This is a genomic window from Providencia sp. PROV024 (assembly GCF_032709665.1).
GTDB lineage: Bacteria > Pseudomonadota > Gammaproteobacteria > Enterobacterales > Enterobacteriaceae > Providencia > Providencia huashanensis.
On record NZ_CP120545.1, the window covers coordinates 3,849,279 to 3,874,128 of the forward strand.

The 24,850-nt window shown below is 40.2% G+C and carries 20 protein-coding genes; 4 read left to right on the forward strand and 16 right to left on the reverse strand.

The annotated features are described in order from the left end of the window. Positions 1-125: 125 nt before the first annotated feature. The 7 genes from P3L56_RS17775 to P3L56_RS17805 all read right to left on the reverse strand — a co-directional run bounded on the left by P3L56_RS17775 (position 126) and on the right by P3L56_RS17805 (position 7,735). Complete coding sequence (locus P3L56_RS17775) at positions 126-1,673, reverse strand: methyl-accepting chemotaxis protein (RefSeq protein ID WP_129466444.1); 1,548 nt, start codon at positions 1,671-1,673, stop codon at positions 126-128. A gap of 370 nt (positions 1,674-2,043) precedes the next feature. Beyond that, on the reverse strand, positions 2,044-3,291 hold the full coding sequence (locus P3L56_RS17780) for an aromatic amino acid transporter (protein ID WP_042846290.1): 1,248 nt from the start codon (positions 3,289-3,291) through the stop codon (positions 2,044-2,046). A gap of 63 nt (positions 3,292-3,354) precedes the next feature. Next, positions 3,355-4,758, reverse strand: coding sequence for a tryptophanase (locus P3L56_RS17785; protein WP_042846291.1), 1,404 nt, complete (start codon positions 4,756-4,758; stop codon positions 3,355-3,357). A gap of 543 nt (positions 4,759-5,301) precedes the next feature. Continuing rightward, the gene (locus P3L56_RS17790) at positions 5,302-5,958 is read right to left on the reverse strand and encodes a DUF799 domain-containing protein (RefSeq protein ID WP_042846292.1); all 657 of its coding nucleotides are present in this window, start codon (positions 5,956-5,958) and stop codon (positions 5,302-5,304) included. Continuing rightward, positions 5,955-6,308, reverse strand: coding sequence for a DUF4810 domain-containing protein (locus tag P3L56_RS17795; protein WP_173424815.1), 354 nt, complete (start codon positions 6,306-6,308; stop codon positions 5,955-5,957). The genes P3L56_RS17790 and P3L56_RS17795 overlap by 4 nt, the downstream gene beginning before the upstream one ends. A 9-nt stretch (positions 6,309-6,317) precedes the next feature. Further along, positions 6,318-6,992, reverse strand: coding sequence for a CsgG/HfaB family protein (locus P3L56_RS17800; protein ID WP_042846294.1), 675 nt, complete (start codon positions 6,990-6,992; stop codon positions 6,318-6,320). 428 nt (positions 6,993-7,420) lie between these two features. Then, entirely contained in the window at positions 7,421-7,735 is a 315-nt protein-coding gene (locus tag P3L56_RS17805) for an ArsR/SmtB family transcription factor (RefSeq protein WP_000349485.1), read from the reverse strand. Positions 7,736-7,846: 111 nt separating this feature from the next. Between P3L56_RS17805 and P3L56_RS17810 the strand changes: the two genes are divergently transcribed. Together P3L56_RS17810 and P3L56_RS17815 are read left to right on the forward strand one after the other, a co-directional pair. Then, positions 7,847-8,881 (forward strand): permease, encoded by a 1,035-nt coding sequence (locus P3L56_RS17810; protein WP_029396327.1) that lies wholly within the window; start codon positions 7,847-7,849, stop codon positions 8,879-8,881. 12 nt (positions 8,882-8,893) lie between these two features. Continuing rightward, the gene (locus tag P3L56_RS17815) at positions 8,894-10,171 is read left to right on the forward strand and encodes an ISL3 family transposase (protein ID WP_000610829.1); all 1,278 of its coding nucleotides are present in this window, start codon (positions 8,894-8,896) and stop codon (positions 10,169-10,171) included. Positions 10,172-10,576: 405 nt separating this feature from the next. Here P3L56_RS17815 and P3L56_RS17820 read toward each other — a convergent pair whose 3' ends face one another. Both P3L56_RS17820 and P3L56_RS17825 read right to left on the reverse strand, forming a co-directional pair. Further along, positions 10,577-11,707 (reverse strand): hypothetical protein, encoded by a 1,131-nt coding sequence (locus tag P3L56_RS17820; RefSeq protein ID WP_210831763.1) that lies wholly within the window; start codon positions 11,705-11,707, stop codon positions 10,577-10,579. Beyond that, positions 11,704-12,957 carry a hypothetical protein gene (locus P3L56_RS17825; RefSeq protein WP_048606127.1) on the reverse strand — a complete coding sequence of 418 codons (1,254 nt, stop codon included), beginning with the start codon at positions 12,955-12,957 and terminating at the stop codon, positions 11,704-11,706. The genes P3L56_RS17820 and P3L56_RS17825 overlap by 4 nt, the downstream gene beginning before the upstream one ends. 272 nt (positions 12,958-13,229) lie before the next feature. Between P3L56_RS17825 and P3L56_RS17830 the strand changes: the two genes are divergently transcribed. Continuing rightward, complete coding sequence (locus P3L56_RS17830; RefSeq protein WP_042846298.1) at positions 13,230-13,949, forward strand: UTRA domain-containing protein; 720 nt, start codon at positions 13,230-13,232, stop codon at positions 13,947-13,949. A gap of 85 nt (positions 13,950-14,034) precedes the next feature. Here the strand turns inward: P3L56_RS17830 and P3L56_RS17835 are convergent, their stop codons facing one another. From P3L56_RS17835 to hutU, 7 genes are all read right to left on the reverse strand, one after another. Beyond that, positions 14,035-15,717, reverse strand: a complete 1,683-nt coding sequence (locus P3L56_RS17835) for an electron transfer flavoprotein-ubiquinone oxidoreductase (protein ID WP_210831764.1) — start codon at positions 15,715-15,717, stop codon at positions 14,035-14,037. Positions 15,718-15,727: 10 nt separating this feature from the next. Then, a complete protein-coding gene (locus P3L56_RS17840; protein ID WP_048606123.1) occupies positions 15,728-16,678 on the reverse strand; it encodes an electron transfer flavoprotein subunit alpha/FixB family protein in 951 nt (316 codons plus the stop codon). A 15-nt stretch (positions 16,679-16,693) separates the two neighbouring features. Continuing rightward, positions 16,694-17,449: an electron transfer flavoprotein subunit beta/FixA family protein gene (locus P3L56_RS17845; RefSeq protein WP_042846303.1), complete on the reverse strand. Its 756-nt coding sequence runs from the start codon at positions 17,447-17,449 to the stop codon at positions 16,694-16,696. A gap of 161 nt (positions 17,450-17,610) precedes the next feature. Next, positions 17,611-19,050 carry a purine-cytosine permease family protein gene (locus tag P3L56_RS17850; RefSeq protein WP_042846304.1) on the reverse strand — a complete coding sequence of 480 codons (1,440 nt, stop codon included), beginning with the start codon at positions 19,048-19,050 and terminating at the stop codon, positions 17,611-17,613. A gap of 274 nt (positions 19,051-19,324) precedes the next feature. Then, a complete protein-coding gene (locus tag P3L56_RS17855) occupies positions 19,325-20,464 on the reverse strand; it encodes an acyl-CoA dehydrogenase family protein (RefSeq protein ID WP_042846305.1) in 1,140 nt (379 codons plus the stop codon). Further along, positions 20,461-21,645: a CaiB/BaiF CoA transferase family protein gene (locus P3L56_RS17860; RefSeq protein ID WP_042846307.1), complete on the reverse strand. Its 1,185-nt coding sequence runs from the start codon at positions 21,643-21,645 to the stop codon at positions 20,461-20,463. Before P3L56_RS17860 ends, P3L56_RS17855 begins: the two co-directional genes overlap by 4 nt. A gap of 57 nt (positions 21,646-21,702) precedes the next feature. Then, positions 21,703-23,370, reverse strand: coding sequence for a urocanate hydratase (hutU, locus tag P3L56_RS17865; RefSeq protein ID WP_042846308.1), 1,668 nt, complete (start codon positions 23,368-23,370; stop codon positions 21,703-21,705). Positions 23,371-23,938: 568 nt separating this feature from the next. On the opposite strand from hutU, the gene P3L56_RS17870 reads away from it, so the two are divergent. Next, the gene (locus P3L56_RS17870; protein WP_272686297.1) at positions 23,939-24,838 is read left to right on the forward strand and encodes a hypothetical protein; all 900 of its coding nucleotides are present in this window, start codon (positions 23,939-23,941) and stop codon (positions 24,836-24,838) included. The last annotated feature ends 12 nt before the right edge of the window (positions 24,839-24,850 follow it).

Below are 24,850 nucleotides of genomic sequence, written 5' to 3' on the forward strand. Positions count from 1 at the left end.
TAATATTAGGCCTACTGCTGACTTATAATAATAATCTTAGCTCCTAAATACTGTGCTTTTGTGAGCCCTCATTGTAATGCAGTGAGGGCTTTTTATTCTCTACAAAATGGCGCAATCTCACCTTACTATGCAGATAAATTAAACTGTTGCACAGACTGCTGTAGCTCTTGAGTTTGCTGGCTTAATGAATTAGCTGCCGTAGCAACTTGTTCAACTAAAGACGCATTTTGCTGGGTAACGCTATCCATCTGCGTAATAGCGACACCGACTTGTGCTATCCCTTTACTTTGCTCCTCTGAAGCTACCGTAATTTGCTTCATAATAGCAGTGACCTCGTTAATACCTCGCAGGATACTTTCCATCGTTTTTCCCATCTCATTAACTAGCCCCGTTCCTTTTTCCACACAAGCACCTGAACTAGCAATTAACTTTTCAATCTCCATAGCGGCATCTGCACTGTGACTTGCCAATTTACGAACTTCAGCCGCAACCACCATAAAACCTCGACCATGCACACCAGCACGAGCCGCTTCAATAGATGCATTCAAAGCTAAGATATTTGTTTGAAAACTAATGTCATTCATCATGCTGATGATATCTGAGATTTTTTGTGAACTTTGTGAAATTTCACTCATCGTTGTAACGACAGAGTAAACAATTTCATTGCCTTTATTCGCAACCACAGAAGCTTCGCTAGCTAAATGGTTTGCGTGAAGTGTATTTTCCATATTCAACTGAACTGCGGCGGTGATTTGTTCCATACTCGCAGCGGTTTCTTCTAAGGCAGCCGCTTGTTCTTCAGTACGCGATGAAAGGTCATTATTACCATTAGAAATCTCACTCGCCCCCAGATAAATATTCTCACTTCCTTGCCTGATCGAGCCTACTGATTCATGCAGATCTTTTCTCATTTCTTCAAGGATCGGAAATAATCTCCCCACACAGTTGTTACCAAACGGTAGCACTGGCTGGCTTAAATTCCCTTTTGCAATTTCAATAAAGTGCTGTCTCAACACCCCTAATGGCTTTTGCATCATAGTCGCCATATAGCGATCCGTAAAAATGAGCATCAATATTCCTAGTATTGCCGTAATAATCATGACGATACGCGTAATATCCATCACATTATCAACATGTTGCCGAGTATGACTAATCAATGCATCAGCCGTCTGATTAAACTTTTGAATTGAAGCACCAAAAGCGCGGCTCAAAGCAGGAGTAATGTTGTGAGCATGGGCTAAATATTTATTCGGATCATTGTCCATGCTTAGCATAAGTTGAGGTGTTACCCCATCATCGAATAGCGCCTGCCAACTATAAATTACCTGCTCTGATATTTCAGGGTCCATTGGTCCTGGAGAGATAGACTTCATCTGTTCTAAATATTTTTCCATATTCGACAGAGCCTCTTTTACAGGGGCATAATCTACTGTTTTTCCTTCACTTTTACTTTCCATTACCCGAGTCAGTCGTGTGACAAATCGAAAATATTGATCGTTTCCCTGACTAAGTACTGTCATTTGCTGGACTAATTGTCTATCGATATCATTTCCATCTGCAATACGTGATAGTGACCAACCACTGTAAACATTTGTCCCCCCCAAAATCAGGCATAAAATACTTAATAATACGAAGACCGCAGTACGAATTGAGTAATCGCGAAGTTTCTGCATAGAATTTCTCTTTCGGTGAGATAAAATGACGATATTTAACTTTATCGGCGATAAAGAGAATAATTTTAGGGTTAACTGAAGTAGATAATCACAAAATCAGGCCGAGACTAAGTAAAAACACTTATAATTCAAAGGGGTTACTATTTGGTTATGAGAATTATCGAATATCGATATTGGAATTTAATTCCAGAAACTTGATACAAGTCTCAAAATAATACAATCATTGAAAAAACAAACTGATATAAGAAATTATTTATTTTTGCATAAAAAGAGTTAGTGAATAATATTAAAATTACATACAGTTATAAAAAAGGCACAGCAAACCCTCACTGTACCTTTGCAGTTATTCTACAACTTGTATTTTGAAAAATTAACGGTATATCGGTAACAAATTAAACTGCGCTAACAATTGGCAAATAATGCCAACGACTCCAAAGGCGATAACGGCATAGATTAGCCCTTTTCCGCCCCATACTTTGAATCTAGAATCAGGGAAACGCTCTCTTACTTTTAATGCCATAACTGCCGGGCAAATAATCGCCCAGATACATGCGGCCATACCTGCATATGCAATTGCAATGAGAAAACCATTTGGGAATAACATGCAAAGAACAAGTGGTGGCAAGAAGCATAATAAGGCGGATTTCATTCTACCTGATGGGTTATCTTTAAAGTTTAATGAAGCAAGAATATAATCAAACAACCCAATAGCAACACCTAAAAATGAACAAAATACTGCACTTATTGAAAACCATAGTAAGAATGTCGCAATATTCTTACTATTGAGGACCGCATAAAGCGACTCAATAAACGCATCTAAATTACCACCTTTATTAATAATTGTTAAAAATTCTGTTCTTGGTAAATTCCCCATTGTTCCTAAGATCCATAAGAAATAAAGAACAAGGGCTAATACACACCCAATCACACAGCTTTTAACCACTTTCCTTTCATTTTCATGATACAATTTATATAAGCTGCATACATTGCCATGATAACCAAAAGAAGTAATTGCATATGGAATAATAATAAAGATAAAGGGCAATAGTGATGTGTTTCCACCTTCAACTGGTGATGTTAATAACAAATCTGTTTTTACAATGAAAAATAACCCTGAGAAAGCCAAAATAAATAAAACTATTTTAATAAATAAAAATAAAGATGTTAACCGGCTTGCTCCTACCCCACTCCACCAAATACTTGCTCCTAATATCAATGTAAATACAATAAATATTAATCTTAAATTAACATTATAGCCATAAATAGCTGCAGCCTCTTTTATGACTGATCCTGCTGCTGATATATAGGCGTAAATTAATATATAAAGAACAAATATTAGTGCTATATTAGCAATATAGCATGCCCACTTTGGTAATAATTCTTTAGAAATAAAAAAATAATTCGTTCCCGCCCCATACTTAGATATACATTCTAAAATATAAATTCCTGAATGAAACATGAAGAAACAAACGATTAATAAAACAACTACAGAGTTAATAAACCAAGCTCCTGCCATAATAGTTGGCAAGCTAAACATCCCTGCCCCTATCATTGCACCGCCTAGCACAAAACCCCCTACCAATATGGAGGGTTCTTTTTTGGCTGCCAAATTATTCATGGTGTTCACCTTAAGAATAAGGATAAGGTTCCCGCATTGCACGGGAACCATAAGAGCGACCTATTATTTGATTGGTTTTAATCTTGCAGTAAAGTGCCTTAATACTGGAGGTTCATATTCAAAATCAAGCCCTTTCAAAGTAGCAAATTTGTCTTTTAACCCAATCAGAGCATCTGCAATGTAATCCATGTGGTCGTTGGTATAAACGCGTCTTGCAATAGTTAACCGCATAAACTCCATATCTGCATGTTTTTGTTTGCCTGTTTCGGGATCGCGCCCTAATAAGAATGAGCCTATTTCAACCGCACGAACACCAGATTCTAAATATAATGCATTAATAACCGCTTGTGCTGGGAACTGGTCGCCAGGAATATGCGGTACTAGTTTCTTACAATCCACAAATACCGCATGACCACCAGTAGGGTATTGAATTGAAATCCCTCCCTCACGTAAACGGTCTCCTAAATATTTAACTTGACCGATACGATAGTGTAAATATTCTTCCCCAGCCCCTTCTTCAAGGCCTTGAACCATGGCAGCCATATCACGACCAGCAAGACCGCCATAAGTAACAAACCCTTCCATTGGTACACAGCGCTGTCTAGCTAACGTAAATATCTTTTCATCATTCTTAATACAAACTAATCCACCAATATTCAATAATGGGTCTTTCTTAGCTGACATAGTTAATGCATCAGCATATTTGTACATATCCAGAATAATTTCTTTAATTGTTGAATTTTTATATTTAGGATCACGTTCTTTTATAAAATACGCATTTTCACAGAAACGCGCTGAATCCATAACAACAAAGATATTATGTTGTTTTGCTATTTCATAGACTTCTTTTAAGTTAGCCATTGATACTGGCTGGCCGCCGGCACTATTACAAGTAATAGTAGATACAATCGCCACAACATTTTCAGCGCCATGTTGTGCAATGTTATCCTTTAATTTTTGAATATCAAAGTTACCTTTCCAGTCATCATAGGTATCTGAGTCATAAGCTTTTTCTGTAACAATATTAACTGCTTTACAGCCATTTAATTCAACATGAGCAGCGGTAGTATCAAAGTGGAAATTAGAAATAAAGACAGGTTTTTTAGCACCACCTTGTTCCTGTTTTACTTTCAATAATACAGGAAATAACATGTTTTCAGCACCACGACCTTGGTGAGCAGGGATCACATAGTCATAATCGAACATCTCTTTAACTTTATCTTTTAAATCATAATAGTTACGAGATCCTGCATAGGCTTCATCACCAGTGATCATTGCTGCCCATTGATGATCACTCATGGCATTAGTACCTGAGTCGGTCAATAAATCAATATACACAGCACTGCTTGGTAGCAAGAATGGATTGTATCCAGCTTCTTTTAACGCAGCTTCACGCTCTTCTCTACTTGGAATACGGATATTTTCTACCATTTTAATACGGAATGGTTCTACAATTCTTTTAGCCATGATAATACCTTTAATTTTTCATTAAATAATAAATACAAAGGATCGTACTTATAAAAAATAAGCTATAACGAAACTTTTAGTTTAGAAAAACAAAAAAGGTTATTTATTTGGGAAAAAGAAGGCTAAAGAAATATCAATATTGAACCATTTCTTCATATAGAAGAAATGCCTTGATATGAGAGACTTGCTTAACGAAAACATACTATGACTCCTATCAAAAAGGAATTAGTACAACCAACAGCATCATATATATAACAGTTAAAAATATAAAGTAATAGAGATTGTCATATAATTATACCTATATCACATAATCATTAGATAATGCTAAGACAAATTGACTCAAGTCACACATTTAATTTTATTCGTTATTTTTTATAAGCTTGTAAATATTAAAACATAAAAAAAACAAAAAATAATTATTATTCATATCTGTAATTTAATAATTATAAAGAGTAATTTGGCTTTATTTAAATAACGCTTAACAAAAATAAAATGGGTAAAGTATGATTAGAATACTTTACCCATGATTCAAATAATTAACAATTACTGAGCATCTTTCCCATATTTAGGAGATCTAGGCCCATATAATATACCATTAGGCGTACCTGCAGATAATAACCTTGCACTTGTTATACCTGCAATTGTGTAACTTTTATCTGTCATGGTATCAACAATTTGATTAACAACCGCCGAAACTAAAACACCAATAATGCCATTGGAAGAAGAGTTATTTTCAGCACTCGATGCAGATGCCGAACCGCTCCATAATAATGCCCCTGTCCTCGCATCAACAAGTTTTGCATCCGCTGTGACACGTGTATCACTGGAAATAACCTGATAGCTAGTACCGTACTCTGTTATATTAAGGTATAACACAGCATCATTACCGAAAATTTCTCGGGTTTTGGCGGGCGGAACAGATTGGATATCCCCTGCGTTTATTAAACCATTTTGCTTAAATGTTTCTTCCACTACCGCTACAGGAAAAACATAGTAGCCAGCCTCCGCTAAAGGCAGGGCTGTTTGTGATAATAAACCATGACTAGCCTGTACTTCTGGAGAGCTATTCTGAGGTAATAACACTAAAATGCTTTTTGGCTTACTTTGATTAAACGCAGTATAATCAACTTTTGTTGGCTGTGCACAACCAGTTAATAACCAAGCCATCACCAGCCCGCTGAGTATGAATAAACGCCTCATTTTGCTTTCCCTTTATTTTTCATTAGAAAATCCATATACGCCGCAGATTCTGGATATAATTCTTTTTCAGCGTTGAACTCTTGCATTGCAAGGTCGATGGCTCCGGTTGTGGAATACAATAACCCTAAATGGGCGTGTAACCCCGGAGGGGTAGCAAGACCGTTTGCCTTACTCATTTCAAGGTTTTTTTTCAATGCTTGAATTTGTTCTTGAGGGCCAGTATCTGTTTGCTGGTAATATTGATAAATTGTAGTTTGATAACCATCCCAGTTATATAATGGTTTTGGCTCGTTAGCACAACCATTTAATAAAATGGCTCCAGCAAAAATAAGAAGTAATTTAAATTTCATCATATTCCCTTATTTAGCTGGCTGCCATGCACCACTTTCAATACCAACTACGAGATCATTCACAGCTTCCCTTATTGCTAAATCTAGCACCTTACCGTTTAGCGTAGAGTCATAACTTGCAGTTCCACCAAAACCGACAATTTCCCTATTTGATAATTCATACTCGCCTGCTCCCTGAGCTGAGAATACCACCTCGGAAGTTTGGACATTCACAACATTTAAATTAACTTTTGCATATGCGACTTGTGATTTACCACGGCCTAAAATACCAAATAGTTGTCTATCACCGACTTCTTTTCGACCAAATTCAGTGACATCACCGGTAATAACATATGTTGCGCCTTTTAATTGCTGGGACTGGCCTTTAATTCCAGCTTCTTCTTTTAACTCTTGCATATTAGCCCGGTCTAATACATTAAAGCGCCCAGTTTGCTGAAGATGCGTCATTAAAATTGTTTTTGATTGATTACCTAAGCGGTCAACGCCATCTGAAAAAATGCCATTCATATAACTCGAACGGTTATCAAATTTGCCAATTGATATTGGGCTTTTAGGACCCGAGTAATTAGTATTATAAGTCGCAACTTTCTCTACTGCTAAAGAACGGGAAGATTCCTTTGCACAACCACTTAATAATGCACTAGCAATAAAAATAGATGCGATGCTGATTTTAGATATATTCATTTAGCTGTCTCAATTAAAATTTAATTAGAATTAATTATTGCAGCTTTATTTTGCATCAAATATAAAACAGGGTCTAGTCAATATCACCTATTCAGTGATTTTATCTTTATTTCTATTTCATCCAATTGATAATATTCATAAAGTAACTCAGGTTTATTAGATGAAATCAACTGTTTGATTAAAAAATGGAGGTAACATAAATTATTTAATCAGTAATCTTTAATGATGTAATATTTCATATCATCACTATTAGGGTATCCGGAATTTCTGGTTGATAAAATGTCAAAGATGTAAAGAAGAAAATCTTTCTCAGCGGATTATCTGATTGATCCTCTTCAGCCTACTCTACTGCCAATTTTCTGTTTCCACCTTCGCCTGAGTCTTCATAGCGATGCTGACTAGGGAGGACAGCGAGAGCTGGGCAAGCGTCAAAGCGGTTCTGGTTCATGCGCAATCCGGACACCTGCACAACATTCCTCTTGTAAGAAACCGATCAAATTCTCTAGGTGCCCATACTCGGGTATACAGACAATCGTGCGGCTATGTTTCTCCTGCCGGATCAGCCCTACCTTGGCCATGCGCGCAAGGTGATGTGATAGCGTCGAAGCAGGAATACCCAGCCCCTTCTGGATATCTCCGACCGAAGCCCCATCATGGCCAGCTTTGACCAGAAAGCGGAACACGGACAGTCGGTGACTATTCCCTAGCTCAGCTAAGCTGGCTGCAACCTTTTCGTGATCCATAGCACGCCCCAATAATTCGATGTTTCTAGAATTATAGTTGACAGGTCGGATAAACGCAAGTAGACTGCGTACATCATTTCGATAAAACTAGAAATATAGGAGTAATATTGAATGTCACCTCAACTCCAAGACGCTCTAGGCATGTTCGCCTTTCTCGCTATCGAGCTATCGGTTTTATTCATTGGCATTAGCTTGCTGGTCGGAGTTCTTCAACGTCACATCCCACCATCCAAGGTGGAAGCGTTACTGACTTCCAGTGGGAAGCGAGGCTATTTTCTTGCTGCTGGTTTAGGAGCTATAACGCCCTTCTGTAGTTGCTCGACTATCCCCATGTTGAAAGGGTTGATTCAGGCACGGGCCGGTTTTGGGCCGATGATGGTGTTTCTTTTCACATCTCCGTTGCTGAATCCTATCGTCGTCGGCCTGCTGGTTGCCACGTTTGGATGGACACTTACTGCTATCTATGTGCTCGCCGCTTTGGTGGTCGCGGTAGGTGCCGGATGGCTGCTTCACACGCTTGGCTTCGAGCGTTATGTGCGCCGGACGGCGACACAAGAGAGCAGTGGATGTAGTTCATCAGCAAGCCCGTGCAGTGCTACATCGACCGCATCGAGTTGCGGCACCAACAGCTGCGACACCACTCCGAAGACGGCTTCTTGCGGGGCTGATAGGAAGACAACAGTCTCTACGTCTAGCGAATGCTGTGACAGTCAACCCACTGTCACGGTTAAGAAAGAAGGGAAGTACAATGGTGTGTGGCGGGAAGCTTGGTCGGACTTTATCGATGTGTTGCCTTACCTGCTCATCGCTATTGCGATTGGCAGCGTGATCTATGGTTTCATGCCCACTGACTTATTGGAGCAGTATGCAGGCCCAGATAATCCCTTTGCCATTCCAGTTGCCGCTGTCATCGGCGTGCCGTTGTATATTCGCGCTGAAGCCGTCATACCTCTGGCAGCGGCTCTGATGGCCAAAGGCGTGGGTGCCGGGACGGTGCTTGCGTTGATCATCGGCAGTGCCGGAGCCAGCCTGACTGAGCTCATTCTGTTGCGCTCTTTGTTCACGCTGAAGCTTTTAGCGGCGTTTTTAGCAGTCATTTTTGCTATGGCGATGATTGCCGGTTACGCCACCTACCTGTTTTTCTGATCAAGGCGGGAGATGATTAATTCGTTAAGCCTTCCTGGTTACCAGTTGGTGGATTCTGATGAGCAGAATGAAGACATACATTTTCGGCTTGAAGCACCTACACCAGTAGCCTGCGAGGGGTGCTGCGTGCAGGGTGAGTTCGTGCGGTTCGGCAAGCGTGATGTTCCCTATCGTGACCTGCCCATCCACGGCAAGCGGGTCACCCTCTGGGTAGTTCGTCGCCGGTACACCTGCCGGGCCTGCAAGACCACCTTCAGGCCCCAGCTACCGGAGATGGTGGACGGCTTCCGCATGACGCTGCGGTTGCATGAGTACGTGGAGAAGGAAGCCTTCAATCACCCCTACGCCTACGTGGCTGATACCACGGGCCTGGACGAGAAGACGGTACGCGACATTTTCAACGCCCGCGCCGAATTCCTGGGGCGCTGGCACCGCTTCGAGACGCCCCGCATTCTCGGCATTGACGAGTTGTACCTGAACAAGCGCTACCGCTGCATCCTGACCAACATCGAGGAGAGGACCCTGCTCGACCTGCTGGCCACCCGCCGTCAGGACGTGGTGACCAACTACCTGATGAAGATGAAAGACCGGCAGAAGGTCAAGATCGTCAGCATGGACATGTGGAATCCCTACCGAGCAGCGGTCAAGGCGGTGCTGCCACAGGCCCGCATCGTGGTCGATAAGTTCCATGTGGTGCGCATGGCCAACGATGCCCTGGAGAAGGTGCGCAAGGGCCTCAGGAAGGAGCTGATGCCCTCCCAGAGCCGAACCCTCAAGGGTGACCGGAAAATCCTGCTGAAACGCGCTCACGAAGTCTCAAACCGGGAACGCCTCATCATGGAGACCTGGACCGGCGCATTCCCACAACTGCTGGCCGCCTACGAGCACAAGGAACGTTTCTACGGCATCTGGGACGCTACCACACGGCCCCAGGCAGAAGCCGCCCTGGACGAGTGGATAGCCACCATCCCGAAGGGCCAGAAGGAAGTCTGGAGCGATCTGGTCAGGGCTGTAGGCAACTGGCGCGAAGAGATCATGACCTACTTCGAGACGGACATGCCCGTCACCAACGCTTACACGGAGTCCATCAACCGACTGGCCAAGGACAAGAACCGTGAAGGACGTGGTTACTCCTTCGAGGTGATGCGGGCACGAATGCTCTACACCACGAAGCACAAGAAGAAGGCCCCGACCGCGAAGGTCTCTCCGTTCTACAAGAAAACCATCGGTTACGGACTGCCGGACTTCGCAGAGGAACTCAACTACGGGGTCGATCTATCAACCATCTGATAATGGTATCAGGTTGGTGGGGTAAAGGTGCCCCATCAACCATTAAATCCGTATACCCCACTATTATTCTATCCCAATAAAAACATCCAACTGAATTATTCTAAATTATCTACCATTTATATAGCCAAATGGTAGATAATAATATAACCAATCACTGTTGTTTATTTTTCACTCAAATAGTAGATTATTATAAACATGCAGCTAACCAAAGTATAAAAAACAATCACATTCTATATATCGTTAGCTTATTTCCTTGTCGTACATCATAGCTCTTTTAATTTAACCCAATATATTACTTTATTGGTAGGGTTTGTATGAATTTGCAATAGATCATGACCAAAAAAGGATAAGAGGAATCTTATCCTTTTTTATTAACTATATTATTAATAATATATTACAATAGCATTAATGTACTGATTGATAAGAAACAGATGCACCTTTTTCTATGGTGCTTTCATCTGAATAAATACTGCCTATATCAATAAAAGACTGGTCGCTATCATTATAGACTTTGTTATACAGTGATAATTCCGGACGATGACGCAGCGTTTTTGTCGTTAAATCCATCATTAGATATTGCTGAGAACCCCTAACCCACTCTGAAACAATGACACCTTTATGACCAACTTTTAGCTCATGCATATTATTATAACCATTTTCGGCGATCAGTTCGAAAGTCCCATTGGTATGAAATTGCATTAAAGAAAATAACCGGCGAGAAGGCTCTTGAGCAATAACAAAAATATCACCATTGAGGTTTTGTGCTGCTTCATTGATGCGAACAGGTAACCATTTACTACTAACCACCTGTTTCGTTGGTATATCCATAATAACCTCAAGTGACCCCATCTGATTACCGTAGCTGTACCACATCACCACTTTATCTCGATACGTTGCATAGGAAAAATTTGAATTACCTTCAATTTCCTCAGGAAATAACGACTTGGCTAAATTTCTCACATTCATAAAGTGTTCCCAAGTTATACCTTTATCTTGGCTGATAAAGATATTCTCATTACTCGCAACAATATATGCAGGTAGGCCTTTAGATTGGTAGATTTTCCCCGTGATCAACGCAGAGAATAACTCTCCAGATTTATCTTGCCAAGGTATTAACTCACTGATTGAGAAATCAATTAAATTAATTTTTCGGTAGCCATCTCTTAAAATAATTAAACACTCTTTTCTTTCACAGACTGCATTGTAAAAACTATCATCAGCACGAGTAATAAAACGCACACCTTGGTTATCTGCAAACAAAACTTGATAGCTATACTCACTAAAATTTGTATAGTTGTTATACAACGAATAATAGTAACTTTGGTTATTACTTTTTTGAGCAATAATCAACATGCCATTCTCAGCAGGAAAAGTAGTCGCCCAGTCATAATTTGCGATAACAGGCCCATTTTCATTATGTTTTTCCCACTGCCAATCAACTGTACCATCACGCACAAATACGAATACAATAAAAATAAAACTTAGCGAAAAAGCCAACGTTAATAAGATAAAATGCCTGCTGAGAAATGGATTCATGACCGAACCTCCGTGACATAATCAGTTTTGCCTTGCTGTCGACGTAAATGCTTCAATAAATACTGAGCTTGATAATACGCATTACCGCGCTTAGATATTTTAAAATAGACCGCCACACACAAACCGATAAGAAAACTAATTCCCAACACAATTGAAACTGCAAAACTGATATATAACCCACCCGTATCAACAAGATTTATCCAATCCCAGTAGTCCCAGTACCCTCCTTTTTCCATAGTTTCAGCAATAGATAGTCCGAGAGCCATTAATACTAAGAAAATAAGAATCAAACCAGTGAATCCCCATAAGCCGTAATAAAACCCTCGTTCTTGGGGCGCACCTTTACCAATAAGGCTATATGCTAAACCATCTTGATGATTGTAGATGCCAAAGACGACTTGCTCTTTTGAGTTCTCTTGGAGATTTTTATGATAAACCTCAAGCTCATCCCCTTGAGCGATAAACAAACTATGGTTATTAAAGAGTGGCTCATTCGCCGACACTAAGACATCCAGATGTTCTTTATTTATTTGTAAGCTGATTTGATTAAGCTTTTGTTCTGTATCTCCTGCTGCAATGGTGACACTGAGGTTAGCAGTAATATTGGTTTTACCACGCGTAGAAGATAAAGAGGTTTGCTCTATGCCAATATTAGTGGCTTTATGTAATTTGGCAGGCTTAGTTTTCGTTTTTTTTATACCTAAAATATCAATTTGCTGGTCTTGGCCATTAGTTTTATATTGTTCATCAATGACTAAATCCAGTGCCTTCAAAATTAATTTACGCTTCGAACTTAAAATATGTTTTATTTCTGCAAGCACTAACACAAATAATACAATACCAGTAAAAGCTGCGCAGCCTAACACTGCCACAAGTATTATCATTAAAAAATTATCATCAGCTTCAATAAAACAGTAATACACTGCAGGTATTAGTGCCATTAAAAACAATGAAATTAAAAATTGTATTCCAAGCTTACGAGTAAAACCGACCGTTCTATCTGGCTCTAAGCGTCCTTTGGTTTCATGGTATACCCAGTTAACCCAATAACTGCCATCATTCATCTGTTCTGCACAAATAATCAGTACATCGCCCTTTTTCAACCTATCCAAAAATATTTGGCTGTTTTTAAAGTCATCTTGATTGAAAAAAAACACTTTATCTGATGCTAACAACCTCACCATACCTATCGGGGTGACATTTTTATAATCACACTGTGTTAAAGTCGTTTGAAAATACTGAACGCCCATAAATGATGCCTATTTGTTATAGTAAATTTAACATTATGATATTAAATAAAGGTATATTGCCCTAGAAAAACTTACACTATAATAAAATAATTCAGACAATGACGAGCATCTGTAAATAACAATTACTCGGGGCCTTCCCCTATAAATAGGCGACTCCTACTAGTAAAGCCAATAATTACTGATAAACTTGCATTCAATACAAAATTGGTGGGTAAAATGTAGCAAGAGCGCCATTTTCTCCCTTCTTCTAACAATAATTTTGAATAAAAGCGATGACATCACAACCTGCATACAAGCAAATTCAGTCTTACATTTTACGCAGTATTGATTTAGGGGTTTTTAAGCCAGAAACTCAAATCCCTACCGAACTTGAACTCTGTGCACAGTTCAATGTAAGCCGTATGACGGTAAATAAAGCTATTTCAGAATTAAGTCAGAAAGGTATCCTAAATCGTATTGCAGGAAAGGGCACTTTTGTTGCAACTCAAAAACATGAGCTTCCTGTTACCAAGGCGTTTGATATTTTTGATGAAATATCTGTAAGTGGTAATAAATATAGTGGTCACCAGTTGCAACTGAAAGTCATCCTTGCTTCCGCAGAAATTGCATTACAACTTGGTATTACAGAAGGAAGTGAAGTCGGATATTGTAAAGTGCTCCACTTTGAAAATGATATCCCTTTAATGTTAGAAGAACGCTACGTGAACCATGCTATTGCACCTGAATTTGTAAAACAAAAATACGGCGATACGGAAACACCAAGCGGCTATTTACAACGCCATTTTCCTGTTAGTGAAATGGAACATACCATTGAAGCGGCACTTGCGACAAAATCAATTGCACAATCGTTATCAGTAAAAGAAAATTCCCCTTGTTTACAACTCAGTCGACGCACTTGGACTGGCAATACATTAATTAGCTACGTCAACATGACCTCTGCAGGCTCTCGTTATAAATTAAAATTACATACCCGTATTGATAATAATCTATAAAAAAATGGGGCAATAATGCCCCAAAACGACTGATAAAAATAAAAAAACATCAAGCACATCTACATCACAAACAATAATTTCCCCCTTACATTCCTTGGTAAATTGGCCCCTCTCCCCCTTGTGGTGCAGTCCAAGTTATATTTTGTAATGGGTCTTTAATATCGCAAGCCTTACAATGTAGGCAGTTTTGCGCATTAATTTGCAGTTTTTCTTGGTTAATTTCCCCCAAGACTTCATATACGCCTGCGGGGCAATAACGCGTTTCTGGAGCCGCATATTTAGCTAAATTAATTTGGATTGGCACTGTGATATCCGCCAATTTTAAATGGCAAGGCTGGTCTTCTTCATGGTTAGTATTTGATAAAAATACAGATGAAGCCTTATCAAAAGTCAGCACACCATCCGGTTTTGGATATATTATTGGTTGAAATTTACTCGCTTCTTTTATATTTTCATGATCAGCTTGCTTGAGCTTCAGTGTCCAAGGGCTTTTCCCCTTCAACAGTAGCTGTTCAGCCCCAAATAACATTGAGCCAATAACTAACCCTTTTTTCATATATGGCTTAAAATTGCGTGTTTGATAAAGTTCTTGATATAGCCAACTATCCTCAAATAGCTGGCGAAATAATGATTTAAATCGCGAATAATCTACCGTTTCATGATGTAAAGAACCAAACAATGCCTCAGCTGCTAATGACCCACTTTTAACTGCACAATGAGTTCCTTTTATGCGTGCAGCATTTAAAAAGCCTGCATCATCACCAATTAATGCACCACCAGGAAAACTTAGCTCAGGTAATGCAGCAAGGCCTCCTGCTACCATACTTCTTGCTCCGTAGCTAATCCGTTTACCACCAGACAAAAAACCACTAAAAGCAGGATGCGTTTTTAAACGCTGAAACTCTTCAAAGGGAGATAAATATGGGTTTTCATAATTCAGACCAACAACTAATCCAACAGCCACGAGGTCTTCACCGTAATGGTAAGCAAAACCACCTCCATAAGTGTGATTATCTAATGGCCACCCTACTGAATGGATCACAACCCCTGGCTGATGCTGTTCTTTTGGGATCTGCCAAATTTCTTTGATCCCTAACCCATAAGTTTGCTTACCGCTGTTTGCAGCTAAATCAAAACGTTCAATTAATTGTTTACCTAGTTGCCCCCGACACCCTTCGGCAAAAAAGGTCATTTTAGCAACTAAATTCATCCCAGCTTGGTACATCGCGGTGGGCGAGCCAGCTTTATCTAATCCCATATCCCCTGTCGTCACGCCAATCACGCTTCCTGCGTCATCAAATAGCACCTCAGTAGCCGCAAACCCAGCGAAAACATCTACACCTAACGCCTCTGCTTCAACCGCCAAAGCCGCGCTAACTTGACCTAGACTCCCAATTAAATTGCCATTATTTTTTAAACTACTTGGTAATAAAGATAATGGTAACTGATTGAATTTATTTTCTTTTAGCCATAAAAAACGGTCTTGGGTTACTGCAGTTAAAGGGGTTGTTACCTTTTGCTGCCAATCTGGTAGTAATTCATCTAAAGCGCGAGGGTCAATTACGGCTCCTGATAAAATATGCGCCCCTATTTCTACCCCTTTATCAATTAAACAAACGGAGAGCTCAGCCCCTTTTTCTGCGGCTAGCTGTTTTAAACGAATTGCTGCCGATAACCCTGCAGGCCCACCACCGACAATCAGGACATCGAACTCCATCGATTCCCGCTCGGGAGCCTCGTTTATATTCTCAATGTTGTCGATAGCCATATGCCCTCTCTTACGCCAATGCTTTATCAAATTCAGGTAAGATCTCAAATAGATCGCCAACAATGCCATAATCCGCCACTTGGAAAATAGGCGCGTCAGGATCGCTATTAATGGCGACGATCACTTTACTTTCTTTCATACCTGCAACATGTTGAATTGCGCCAGAAATTCCAACTGCGATATACAAATCGGGCGCCACAATTTTCCCTGTTTGCCCAACCTGATAATCGTTAGGAACATAACCGGCATCGACTGCCGCGCGCGAAGCCCCTACTGCGGCACCCAGTTTGTCAGCAATGGTTTCTAATAAAGCGAAATTCTCACCAGAACTTAAACCGCGACCACCAGAAATCACGACTTTAGCGGAACTCAATTCTGCACGGCTTACTTGCGTTAACGATTGGCTCTTTAATAGTGCTCGCTGGGGGAGTTGTGCAAGGGTAACATTTTCAATTTGAGCGCTATTTTGTGTTTCTTTTGCGCCAGAAAATGCAGAGCTTCGCACGGTGATCACGACTTGTTGACCATTATTCTGCACTGTTGCCAATGCATTCCCCGCATAAATAGGACGAATGAATGTTTGTGAGTCAATGACTTGAGTAATATCTGAAATTTGAGCAACACCTAGTGTTGCGGCGACACGCGGAGCAATATTTTTCCCAAATGTTGTCGCAGGAAACAACAAATGTGTATAGCCTTTAGCAACCGCAACAATCGCACTGGTGATTGGCTCAGCTAATTGCCCTTCAAGCTCATCAGATTGAATTTCTAGAACTTTATTAACACCTTTGATGCTCGCAGCTAATTGAGCAACTGAAGCTGTCTGGCTCCCAGCAACGAATAAGTGTAGTTCACCACCAGCAGCAAGAATTTCATGAGCAGCGGTAATATTATGATAAGTTGATGATTTTATTGTTTGATTATCATGTTCGACAATCACTAACACTGATGTTTGGCTCATATTCATTTCCCTCTGTTAAATCACTTCTTTCGCTTGCAGTTCACTGACTAATGCGGTTGCACTACTTAGTAATGTACATTGCCCAACACGCTTTTTCGGCTCACTGACCTTGAGCGTTTTAACTTGCCCCAATGGTGAAAAATTCATATCAGCAATATCAATGATATCTAGAGGTTTTTTCTTTGCTTTCATAATATTAGGTAAAGTTGCATAGCGAGGTTCATTTAACCGTAAGTCTGTTGTCACGACTGCTGGCAATGGCATTTCTAACGTTTCTAACCCCCCATCAATTTCCCGTGTCACTTGCAGTGTTCCACCGTCGATTTTAATTTGTGAAGCAAATGTCGCTTGTGGGTAATCTAATAATGCCGATAACATTTGACCTGTTTGGTTACAGTCATCATCAATTGCCTGTTTACCTAACAAAATCAGGTCAGCTTGTTCTTTATCGACAATTTGTTGTAGTAAGCGAGCAATATCCAACGGCTCTAACGCTAACTCTGCGGGTCGCTGAATTAAAATGGCGCGGTCGGCACCAATTGCCATCGCACTACGCAGCGTTTCTTGGTAACTAATATCCCCCACAGAAACAGCGATCACTTCAGTCGCTTTGCCGGATTCTTTTAAACGTACTGCTTCTTCTACAGCAATTTCATCAAATGGGTTAATTGCCATTTTGACATTAGCCAATTCCACCCCAGAGCCATCAGCTTTAACTCTCACTTTAACGTTATGGTCAATCACTCGCTTCACTGCGACTAAAATTTTCATCGTAACTCCTATCCAATTCTTCAACGATTGGCTTATATAAAGAGGATTCAAAATCGTTTTTAGGTTGAGAGAAGCCCTAGCAGTGAAAAATTCACTACTATTGGCTTGCTCAATTATCTTTTAAATAAATCTGTTAATAATTAAATAAGGGGTATTTCACATTATTTTGTTGTAGGTAATATCAATTTATCAGCAACAGACATTGGCCATTTTTTTATCGCGATATAATAAATAATACTGGTTGCAACTAAACCGACAATCCATGAAATATCAACACCACCCAGTTTTTCAACTAAAGGACCGGTATAGAAACCTGTTGAAATAAAAGGTAATTGGATCAATACCCCAACAACATAGGTCACGATCCCTACTTTATTCCAGCGACCATAACGGCCATCAGGGTTTGCAAGTTCAGGTACATCGTAGCGACCTTTTGTCACCCAATAATAATCCACTAGGTTTATCGCACTCCAAGGAGTGAAAAATGCCAGTAAAAATAATAAGAAAGAAGAGAACAGTTTTAGAAAAGAATGTTGCCCTGCCAACCCTAAAGCTGTCGAAAAACTCACCATCAGAATAATGAAAAATAACCGCTGCCCACGAGAAATTTGGCTTTTACCACGGAAGCCACACCAAATCGCAGCCATCGACATAAAACTACCGTAAGCATTTAGAGCCGTTATTGTGACCTTACCAAAGAAAATACTGATATATAACAACGCCGCAATTAACCCTGTACTACCTAAGCCCACAATATAAGCAACTTCATTACCCGCAAATTTATTCCCTGCAAGGGCCGCCGCAAATACACCTAAAATCATAGAGGCTTGCGTACCAATAACAGTCCCTGCACCTACTGCCATAAATGCTTTAATTGTTGGCGTTTTTGTCGGTAAATAACGCGAGTAGTCCGCAACATAAGGACCAAATGCAATTTGCCAAGATGCTGATAATGACATGGCTAATAAAAAGTGCGTCCAATCAAAATGACGATTTTCCAGTAATACCGAAACATCATTCATATAAAACAGACGGAAAAATAGATAAAAGAACGTAATCACTCCAATCACGCTCGCTGCTTTTCCGAGAATATGAATAATTCGGTAGCCACAAATGGTGATCCCAATAATCACAGCACCAAATATTAAAATCCCCATCCAGTCACTTACATGCATAAGCTGACCAACCGCTTGCCCCGCTAATACCGTGCCACTGGCAGAGAACCCAACATACATCATGCATACTAATAAAATAGGGATAACGGCACCGTATACCCCAAACTGCACACGGCTAGAAATCATTTGTGGTAACCCCAGCTTTGGCCCTTGCACTGCATGCAAAGCCATTACTGAACCACCTAGCAATTGGCCAATAAATAAGCCGATTAATGACCAGAACACGTCCCCACCAAGTACTACAGCTAATGCACCGGTTACAATTGCTGTTATCTGCAAATTAGAACCGAACCAAAGTGTAAATTGACTCGATAAGGTGCCATGGCGTTCAGACTCAGGAATGTAATCGATGGAACGAGCTTCGATTAGTGGTACATTCTCCTGCCGACTTTTTTGCCCTGTCGCGATGTCGTTTGATACTGTCATGGTAACTCCTCTTTAAGCAAGGCTGGCCTAAAGAATGAACCAATTAATCGTAATGAACCCGCAATAACTACAATCGTAAGGTACAGTTATTAACCATTACGCTGGATGATGTTTTATCTATTATTCACCCACAGTAACTAATTGAAATACATTCTTAAACCTGATTGTTGTTGTGTTTTAATTCCATGATCCTGTTGTCAGGTAGTGCTCCTATGCTGCCTTATGAACGAGTAGCCGCCTGTCCCGCCTACTCGCTCATTATTTTTAAAATAAATTAAATCGCATCTAAAACCGCACGAGAAATAATGATCTTTTGGATCTCCGAAGTACCTTCAAAAATCCGTAAAATTCGTGCATCACGTACATAACGTTCTAATGGAAGGTCACGAATATAGCCATACCCACCATGAAGCTGTAATGCAGCATCAGTCACGAAACCAGCACATTCAGCAGCAAATAATTTTGCTGTGGCTGACTGCAAGCTAAAGCGCTCTCCTGAATCACGTAACTCAGCGGCGCGCCATGTCAACATACGTGCAGCTTCAAGTTGCGTGTGCATATCGGCGATACGCCATTGTGTCCCTTGGTATGCAGCTAATGGTTTTTTACCAATTTGACGTTCTTTGACCCAACCTAAAGCACTTTCCATCGCTGCCCGAGCAATACCGAGCGAGGTTGCTGCCACTTCGACACGGCCTTTATCTAGTACTTCCATTGCCGTATGAAACCCTTTATTTTCCTCACCTAATAAGGCAGATTCAGGTAGCCAACAATTTAAAGCTAATTCATAAATCGTACTGCCACGTAGCCCCATGGTTTTCTCTGGCTGTGAAAAGGCTACGCCTTCTGTGCCTTTTGGGATCATAAAAGCGCTGATCCCGCGGGCTCCTGCCTCAACATCTGTTTTGGCATACAACACGATAAAATCGGCTTCTTTAGCATTGGTAATATAGTGTTTGTTACCTCGGATACGCCAGCCGCTGTTTTCACGTGTAGCGACTGTTCGCATATCGGCTGGGTTAGAGCCAGCAGCTGGTTCTGTTAAACCGAATGCTCCTAACATTTCACCTGTTGCCGCTTTCGGTAGCCAATATGCTTTTTGTTCTTCCGTTCCCCCCACTAAAATTGAATCTGTTGCTAGGAAATGGGCTGTTAATGCAGATGAGGTAGATGCACAAGCTGCCGCCACAGCCTCAACAACCCTACTCATCGCAATACTACCAATACCAAAACCACCATACTGTTCAGGTAAATTAATCCCCCAGCACCCCATTTCTCCCAACGCTTGTAGACTTTCAGCACAGAACGTTTCGGTTTCATCATAGCGTTGTGCATTAGGTTGCAAAATGTCGTGACATACTTTTTCTACTGCATCAACAATTGCCTGTTCAGTTTCATTAATTTCAAAGCTCATAACATTGTCTCCGCATTTTTAGTTGTTGTTTTCGCTGGCTTATAAATAGCATTTGCCTCACCTAATACAGGGGCTCGTAATGTTGAATGTGGCTTATTACCATTGAAAAAAACGGGCTGAGAAATCAACGGGGTACCACCATCATTTAAATAAGTGAGTACTTGACGTACTTGTGCATGCTCGCTCTGTGTTGCTTGCTGTAAATCATGGATTGGTGAAGCCGGTACCCCTGCGTTTAACAATAAATCACACACTTCTTCAACGGTTTTTTGGCAAGTCCAGCTTTCGATCTCTTTTCTTAAATCCGCTTGGTGTTGCGTTCTGGTGGGGTCATCAAAATAGCGGGGGTCCTGACAAAGCTCAGTTTTCCCCATGCACTCGCAAAAACGTTGAAATAGTTTTTCACTGGCAATCGCTATTACCACTAAACCATCTTTTGCATGGTAAGTATCAAATGGCGTAGAAACAGGATGGCGATTCCCAACTAAACTTGGTGCTTTATTATGAGCAAATAAGTTTGAAAGCCCGGTTAATTGCATACTCAGTAACACATCAACCATAGCAACATCAATGTATTGTGCCGCCTCATTGTGTCGTTCTCGGGCAAATAACGCGCTGCTGATCGCCCATGAAGCAAACATACCAGCACAGACATCTCCGATAGATTCGCCACTACGCGTTGGCCCCGTTTCAGGGAACCCTGTGACACTCATTAAACCTGACATCGCTTGTGCCACAATGTCATACGCGGGGTAACTTGCTAATGGGCTGTTTTGACCAAACCCTGAAATACTGGCATAGATTAATTTAGGGTTATGATTTTTTAAGCTATCAAAATCAATACCGAGCCTTTTAGTAACACCGGGGCGGAAGTTTTCAACAACAACATCGCTTTCTTTAACTAATCGAAAAAGAATAGCGCGGTCTTCATCCGCTTTAAGATCCAGCTCAATGCTACGTTTCCCACGATTAATCAAGCCGTAATAAACGCTTTCACCATCAATAAAAGGCCCTAAATGGCGGCTATCATCACCATGATTAGGCACTTCAATTTTAATGACTTCAGCACCAAGATCAGCCATCATACCGGTGCAATAAGGACCCGCTAATACACGGCTTAAATCGATCACTTTGATCCCTGCCAGTGGCCCTTGTTTTTTCTGAATTGATGCAGCATTCATACTGAATTCCTTATTATTCCAGAATGTTGCCGGCTCAACAGTCGCCGGCAAACAACATTACTTAACCATTGGCAAATTAAGCCCTTGCTGTTTGGCGCAGTTAATTGCAATGTCATAACCTGCATCCGCATGGCGCATAACCCCCGTTGCTGGGTCATTATGTAAGACACGAGCTAAACGCTTATCGGCAGCATCTGTTCCATCACAGACAATGACTACGCCTGAATGCTGAGAAAAGCCCATACCCACACCACCACCATGGTGTAAGCTAACCCATGTAGCGCCTCCCGCAGTATTTAATAATGCGTTCAATAGCGGCCAGTCAGAAACGGCATCAGAACCATCTTTCATTGATTCTGTTTCACGGTGCGGGCTTGCCACTGAACCTGAATCTAAATGATCACGCCCAATCACAATAGGTCCTTTTAATTCGCCACTTTTCACCATTTCATTAAAAGCTCGGCCTAACCTTTCTCTATCTTTTAACCCTACCCAACAGATGCGTGCTGGCAGACCTTGAAAAGCAATGCGCTCACGGGCCATGTCTAGCCAATTATGTAAGTGCTTGTCGTCAGGCAATAACTCTTTGACTTTTTGATCGGTTTTATAAATATCTTCGGGGTCTCCCGATAAAGCGACCCAACGGAATGGACCGATCCCTTCACAAAATAATGGTCGAATATAAGCAGGAACAAACCCAGGAAAATCAAAGGCATTACTGATACCTTCATCCTTAGCCATTTGTCGAATATTGTTACCATAGTCAAAAGCGGCAGAGCCACGTTTTTGCATTGTCAACATGGCATCCACTTGAACCGCCATACTTTTCTTAGCAGCTTTCGTGACCTCAGTTGGAGCGGTTTCTTGTTTTTCTCGCCATTGATTTAATGACCAGCCTTGAGGTAAATAGCCATGAACAGGGTCATGAGCACTCGTTTGGTCAGTCACAGAATCAGGGGTTATATTGCGCTTGACTAACTCACTGTAAATATCTGCGGCGTTACCTAATAGCCCCACAGATACCGGCTTACCTGTCGCTTTTGCTTCTTCAATGTATTGCAATGCTTCATCGAGTGAAGTGGCTTTTTTATCCACATAACGGGTTCTTAAACGGAAGTCGATACGGCTTTCATCACATTCAACCGCAATCATGCTAAAACCGGCCATCGTCGCGGCTAAAGGTTGCGCTCCTCCCATTCCACCGAGCCCTCCCGTTAAAATCCAACGGCCCGCAGCATTGCCATCAAAATGTTGTTTTGCAAGTGAAACAAAAGTCTCATAGGTACCTTGAACTATCCCCTGAGAACCAATATAGATCCATGAACCCGCGGTCATCTGCCCATACATCATCAAACCTTTGCGATCTAACTCATTAAAGTGCTCCCAATTCGCCCAATGTGGAACAATATTTGAGTTGGCAATTAGTACACGTGGAGCATCTGGATGAGTAGGAAATACTCCGACAGGTTTACCTGACTGAACTAACAAGGTTTGGTCGTCTTCCAATGTTTTTAATACTTCTAAAATTTTGTCATAACATTCCCAATCACGGGCTGCACGACCGATACCACCATAAACCACTAAGCTTTGAGGGTGCTCAGCAACATCGGGGTCTAAATTATTTTGGATCATCCGGTACGCGGCTTCAGTCAGCCAGCTTTTACAGGCTTTTTCACTGCCTCGTGGAGCGCGGATCACTCGAGTTAAGTCTGTACGGTTTTGCATGGTTGTATCCCCTATCATCCATTTTCAATTAACTTTAAATTAACAATTTTCTACGGTGATAATCTACGAGATACCTTGTTAGCGACAATTCACCTTTATTTTCAGGTCAGTTAACTGATTTAAAATCAATACATTAAATCAATATCAACGTGCTCGAGACTATCTATTCATTGAAATCATTTATCTTGCATTCAAATATATATACATTTAATTCACAAAGTATATACATTTAAATTTGAATTTTTATACGAACAGTGGAAAAAGGGGAGTCAGAAAAGTTATACAACAACAAGTAGCTCTCTGTTTCTATGGAAAAAGTTGTATATACATTTAATTTTATACATAGAAACAAGCAAATAGCTGAAATGGGAGATACTTCACATTCCGTAAAAATAGAAAAATGAACAGATAACACGGCTAGAACTCACTCTAATGAGATAAGCTCTTCACAAAACAGGTCACTTATAAAAGATAAATACCAAATTAATAGTTATCTATTTTTGCAATACATTAAATTTAGGGTGGGATAATCTACCCTAAATTTAAATATATTACTAAGTGACCCTTTATGACTAAAATTACTAAGAATATTGTCTATTCCCCCGAAAATACTCACTGTATAAAAAATAACAGCTCGAATAAAAAATCACTCCCAAGTTCTATTCACAGAATTAAAATAGCGTTAGGATCAATTTTAGAATCATTCAGGTTATCAATAATAAATAAAAGAAAACAGACATTAAATAATAAAAGTAAAATTATTTCCCTTAAGCAATACTTTAAGAATCTTAGTAAATATAAAAAAGAAATTATTCATGATAAAAATTCAACTTCAATTATATTAAAAACTAAAATAGAAAGATTTACTCCAAATAGTGATGATAAAACGACATCTACCGCTCTGGGTCACATTCTTGAATCTGATGGATTTACTTTTGATAGGGAACTATCTGATAAATTCAACAAAGATTTCAATAGAATGAATGTTTATTTACACACCCCATATCGCCAAGAAAACACAGTAAATATTAAAGATGCAAGAGTTCTTACTGCAAAATTCGGTTCAGAAAACGCACAAATAATATCACAAATCACTCATCAAGGCTTTCTTGCCGACCCGCTCACTCGTTTACATAAAATAAACAAAGATGATAATTATATTATAGGAAATAACGCTATAGATACAATCCCAAATGATGAATCAATTGATGATATGAGAACTAGTTTTACGATTAAAGAAACAGAAAATGGCGATTGTATCATTACGGCTAATAAAAAATTTAAATATATAAATGTAACTACTAGTTTTGGTCGTGAATTGCCAAACTTATTAATCTCAGTCGAAAGAAAAACCTATTTAACTAAACGTGACGACGGCACACTTGAATTAATGAATAATAATAATGGTGTTTTAAAACATATTAATGATAATAAAGATAAGCTTAAAATTACTATTATAAAAAAATAATACAGAAAGCAT

Excerpts from the sequence above, each read along its gene's own strand:
- P3L56_RS17775 (WP_129466444.1), bottom strand. The coding sequence starts at position 1,673 with ATGCAGAAACTTCGCGATTACTCAATTCGTACTGCGGTCTTCGTATTA.
- P3L56_RS17780 (WP_042846290.1), bottom strand. The coding sequence starts at position 3,291 with ATGAATAATTTGGCAGCCAAAAAAGAACCCTCCATATTGGTAGGGGGT.
- P3L56_RS17785 (WP_042846291.1), bottom strand. The coding sequence starts at position 4,758 with ATGGCTAAAAGAATTGTAGAACCATTCCGTATTAAAATGGTAGAAAAT.
- P3L56_RS17790 (WP_042846292.1), bottom strand. The coding sequence starts at position 5,958 with ATGAGGCGTTTATTCATACTCAGCGGGCTGGTGATGGCTTGGTTATTA.
- P3L56_RS17795 (WP_173424815.1), bottom strand. The coding sequence starts at position 6,308 with ATGAAATTTAAATTACTTCTTATTTTTGCTGGAGCCATTTTATTAAAT.
- P3L56_RS17800 (WP_042846294.1), bottom strand. The coding sequence starts at position 6,992 with ATGAATATATCTAAAATCAGCATCGCATCTATTTTTATTGCTAGTGCA.
- P3L56_RS17805 (WP_000349485.1), bottom strand. The coding sequence starts at position 7,735 with ATGGATCACGAAAAGGTTGCAGCCAGCTTAGCTGAGCTAGGGAATAGT.
- P3L56_RS17810 (WP_029396327.1), top strand. The coding sequence starts at position 7,847 with ATGTCACCTCAACTCCAAGACGCTCTAGGCATGTTCGCCTTTCTCGCT.
- P3L56_RS17815 (WP_000610829.1), top strand. The coding sequence starts at position 8,894 with ATGATTAATTCGTTAAGCCTTCCTGGTTACCAGTTGGTGGATTCTGAT.
- P3L56_RS17820 (WP_210831763.1), bottom strand. The coding sequence starts at position 11,707 with ATGAATCCATTTCTCAGCAGGCATTTTATCTTATTAACGTTGGCTTTT.
- P3L56_RS17825 (WP_048606127.1), bottom strand. The coding sequence starts at position 12,957 with ATGGGCGTTCAGTATTTTCAAACGACTTTAACACAGTGTGATTATAAA.
- P3L56_RS17830 (WP_042846298.1), top strand. The coding sequence starts at position 13,230 with ATGACATCACAACCTGCATACAAGCAAATTCAGTCTTACATTTTACGC.
- P3L56_RS17835 (WP_210831764.1), bottom strand. The coding sequence starts at position 15,717 with ATGGCTATCGACAACATTGAGAATATAAACGAGGCTCCCGAGCGGGAA.
- P3L56_RS17840 (WP_048606123.1), bottom strand. The coding sequence starts at position 16,678 with ATGAGCCAAACATCAGTGTTAGTGATTGTCGAACATGATAATCAAACA.
- P3L56_RS17845 (WP_042846303.1), bottom strand. The coding sequence starts at position 17,449 with ATGAAAATTTTAGTCGCAGTGAAGCGAGTGATTGACCATAACGTTAAA.
- P3L56_RS17850 (WP_042846304.1), bottom strand. The coding sequence starts at position 19,050 with ATGACAGTATCAAACGACATCGCGACAGGGCAAAAAAGTCGGCAGGAG.
- P3L56_RS17855 (WP_042846305.1), bottom strand. The coding sequence starts at position 20,464 with ATGAGCTTTGAAATTAATGAAACTGAACAGGCAATTGTTGATGCAGTA.
- P3L56_RS17860 (WP_042846307.1), bottom strand. The coding sequence starts at position 21,645 with ATGAATGCTGCATCAATTCAGAAAAAACAAGGGCCACTGGCAGGGATC.
- hutU (WP_042846308.1), bottom strand. The coding sequence starts at position 23,370 with ATGCAAAACCGTACAGACTTAACTCGAGTGATCCGCGCTCCACGAGGC.
- P3L56_RS17870 (WP_272686297.1), top strand. The coding sequence starts at position 23,939 with ATGACTAAAATTACTAAGAATATTGTCTATTCCCCCGAAAATACTCAC.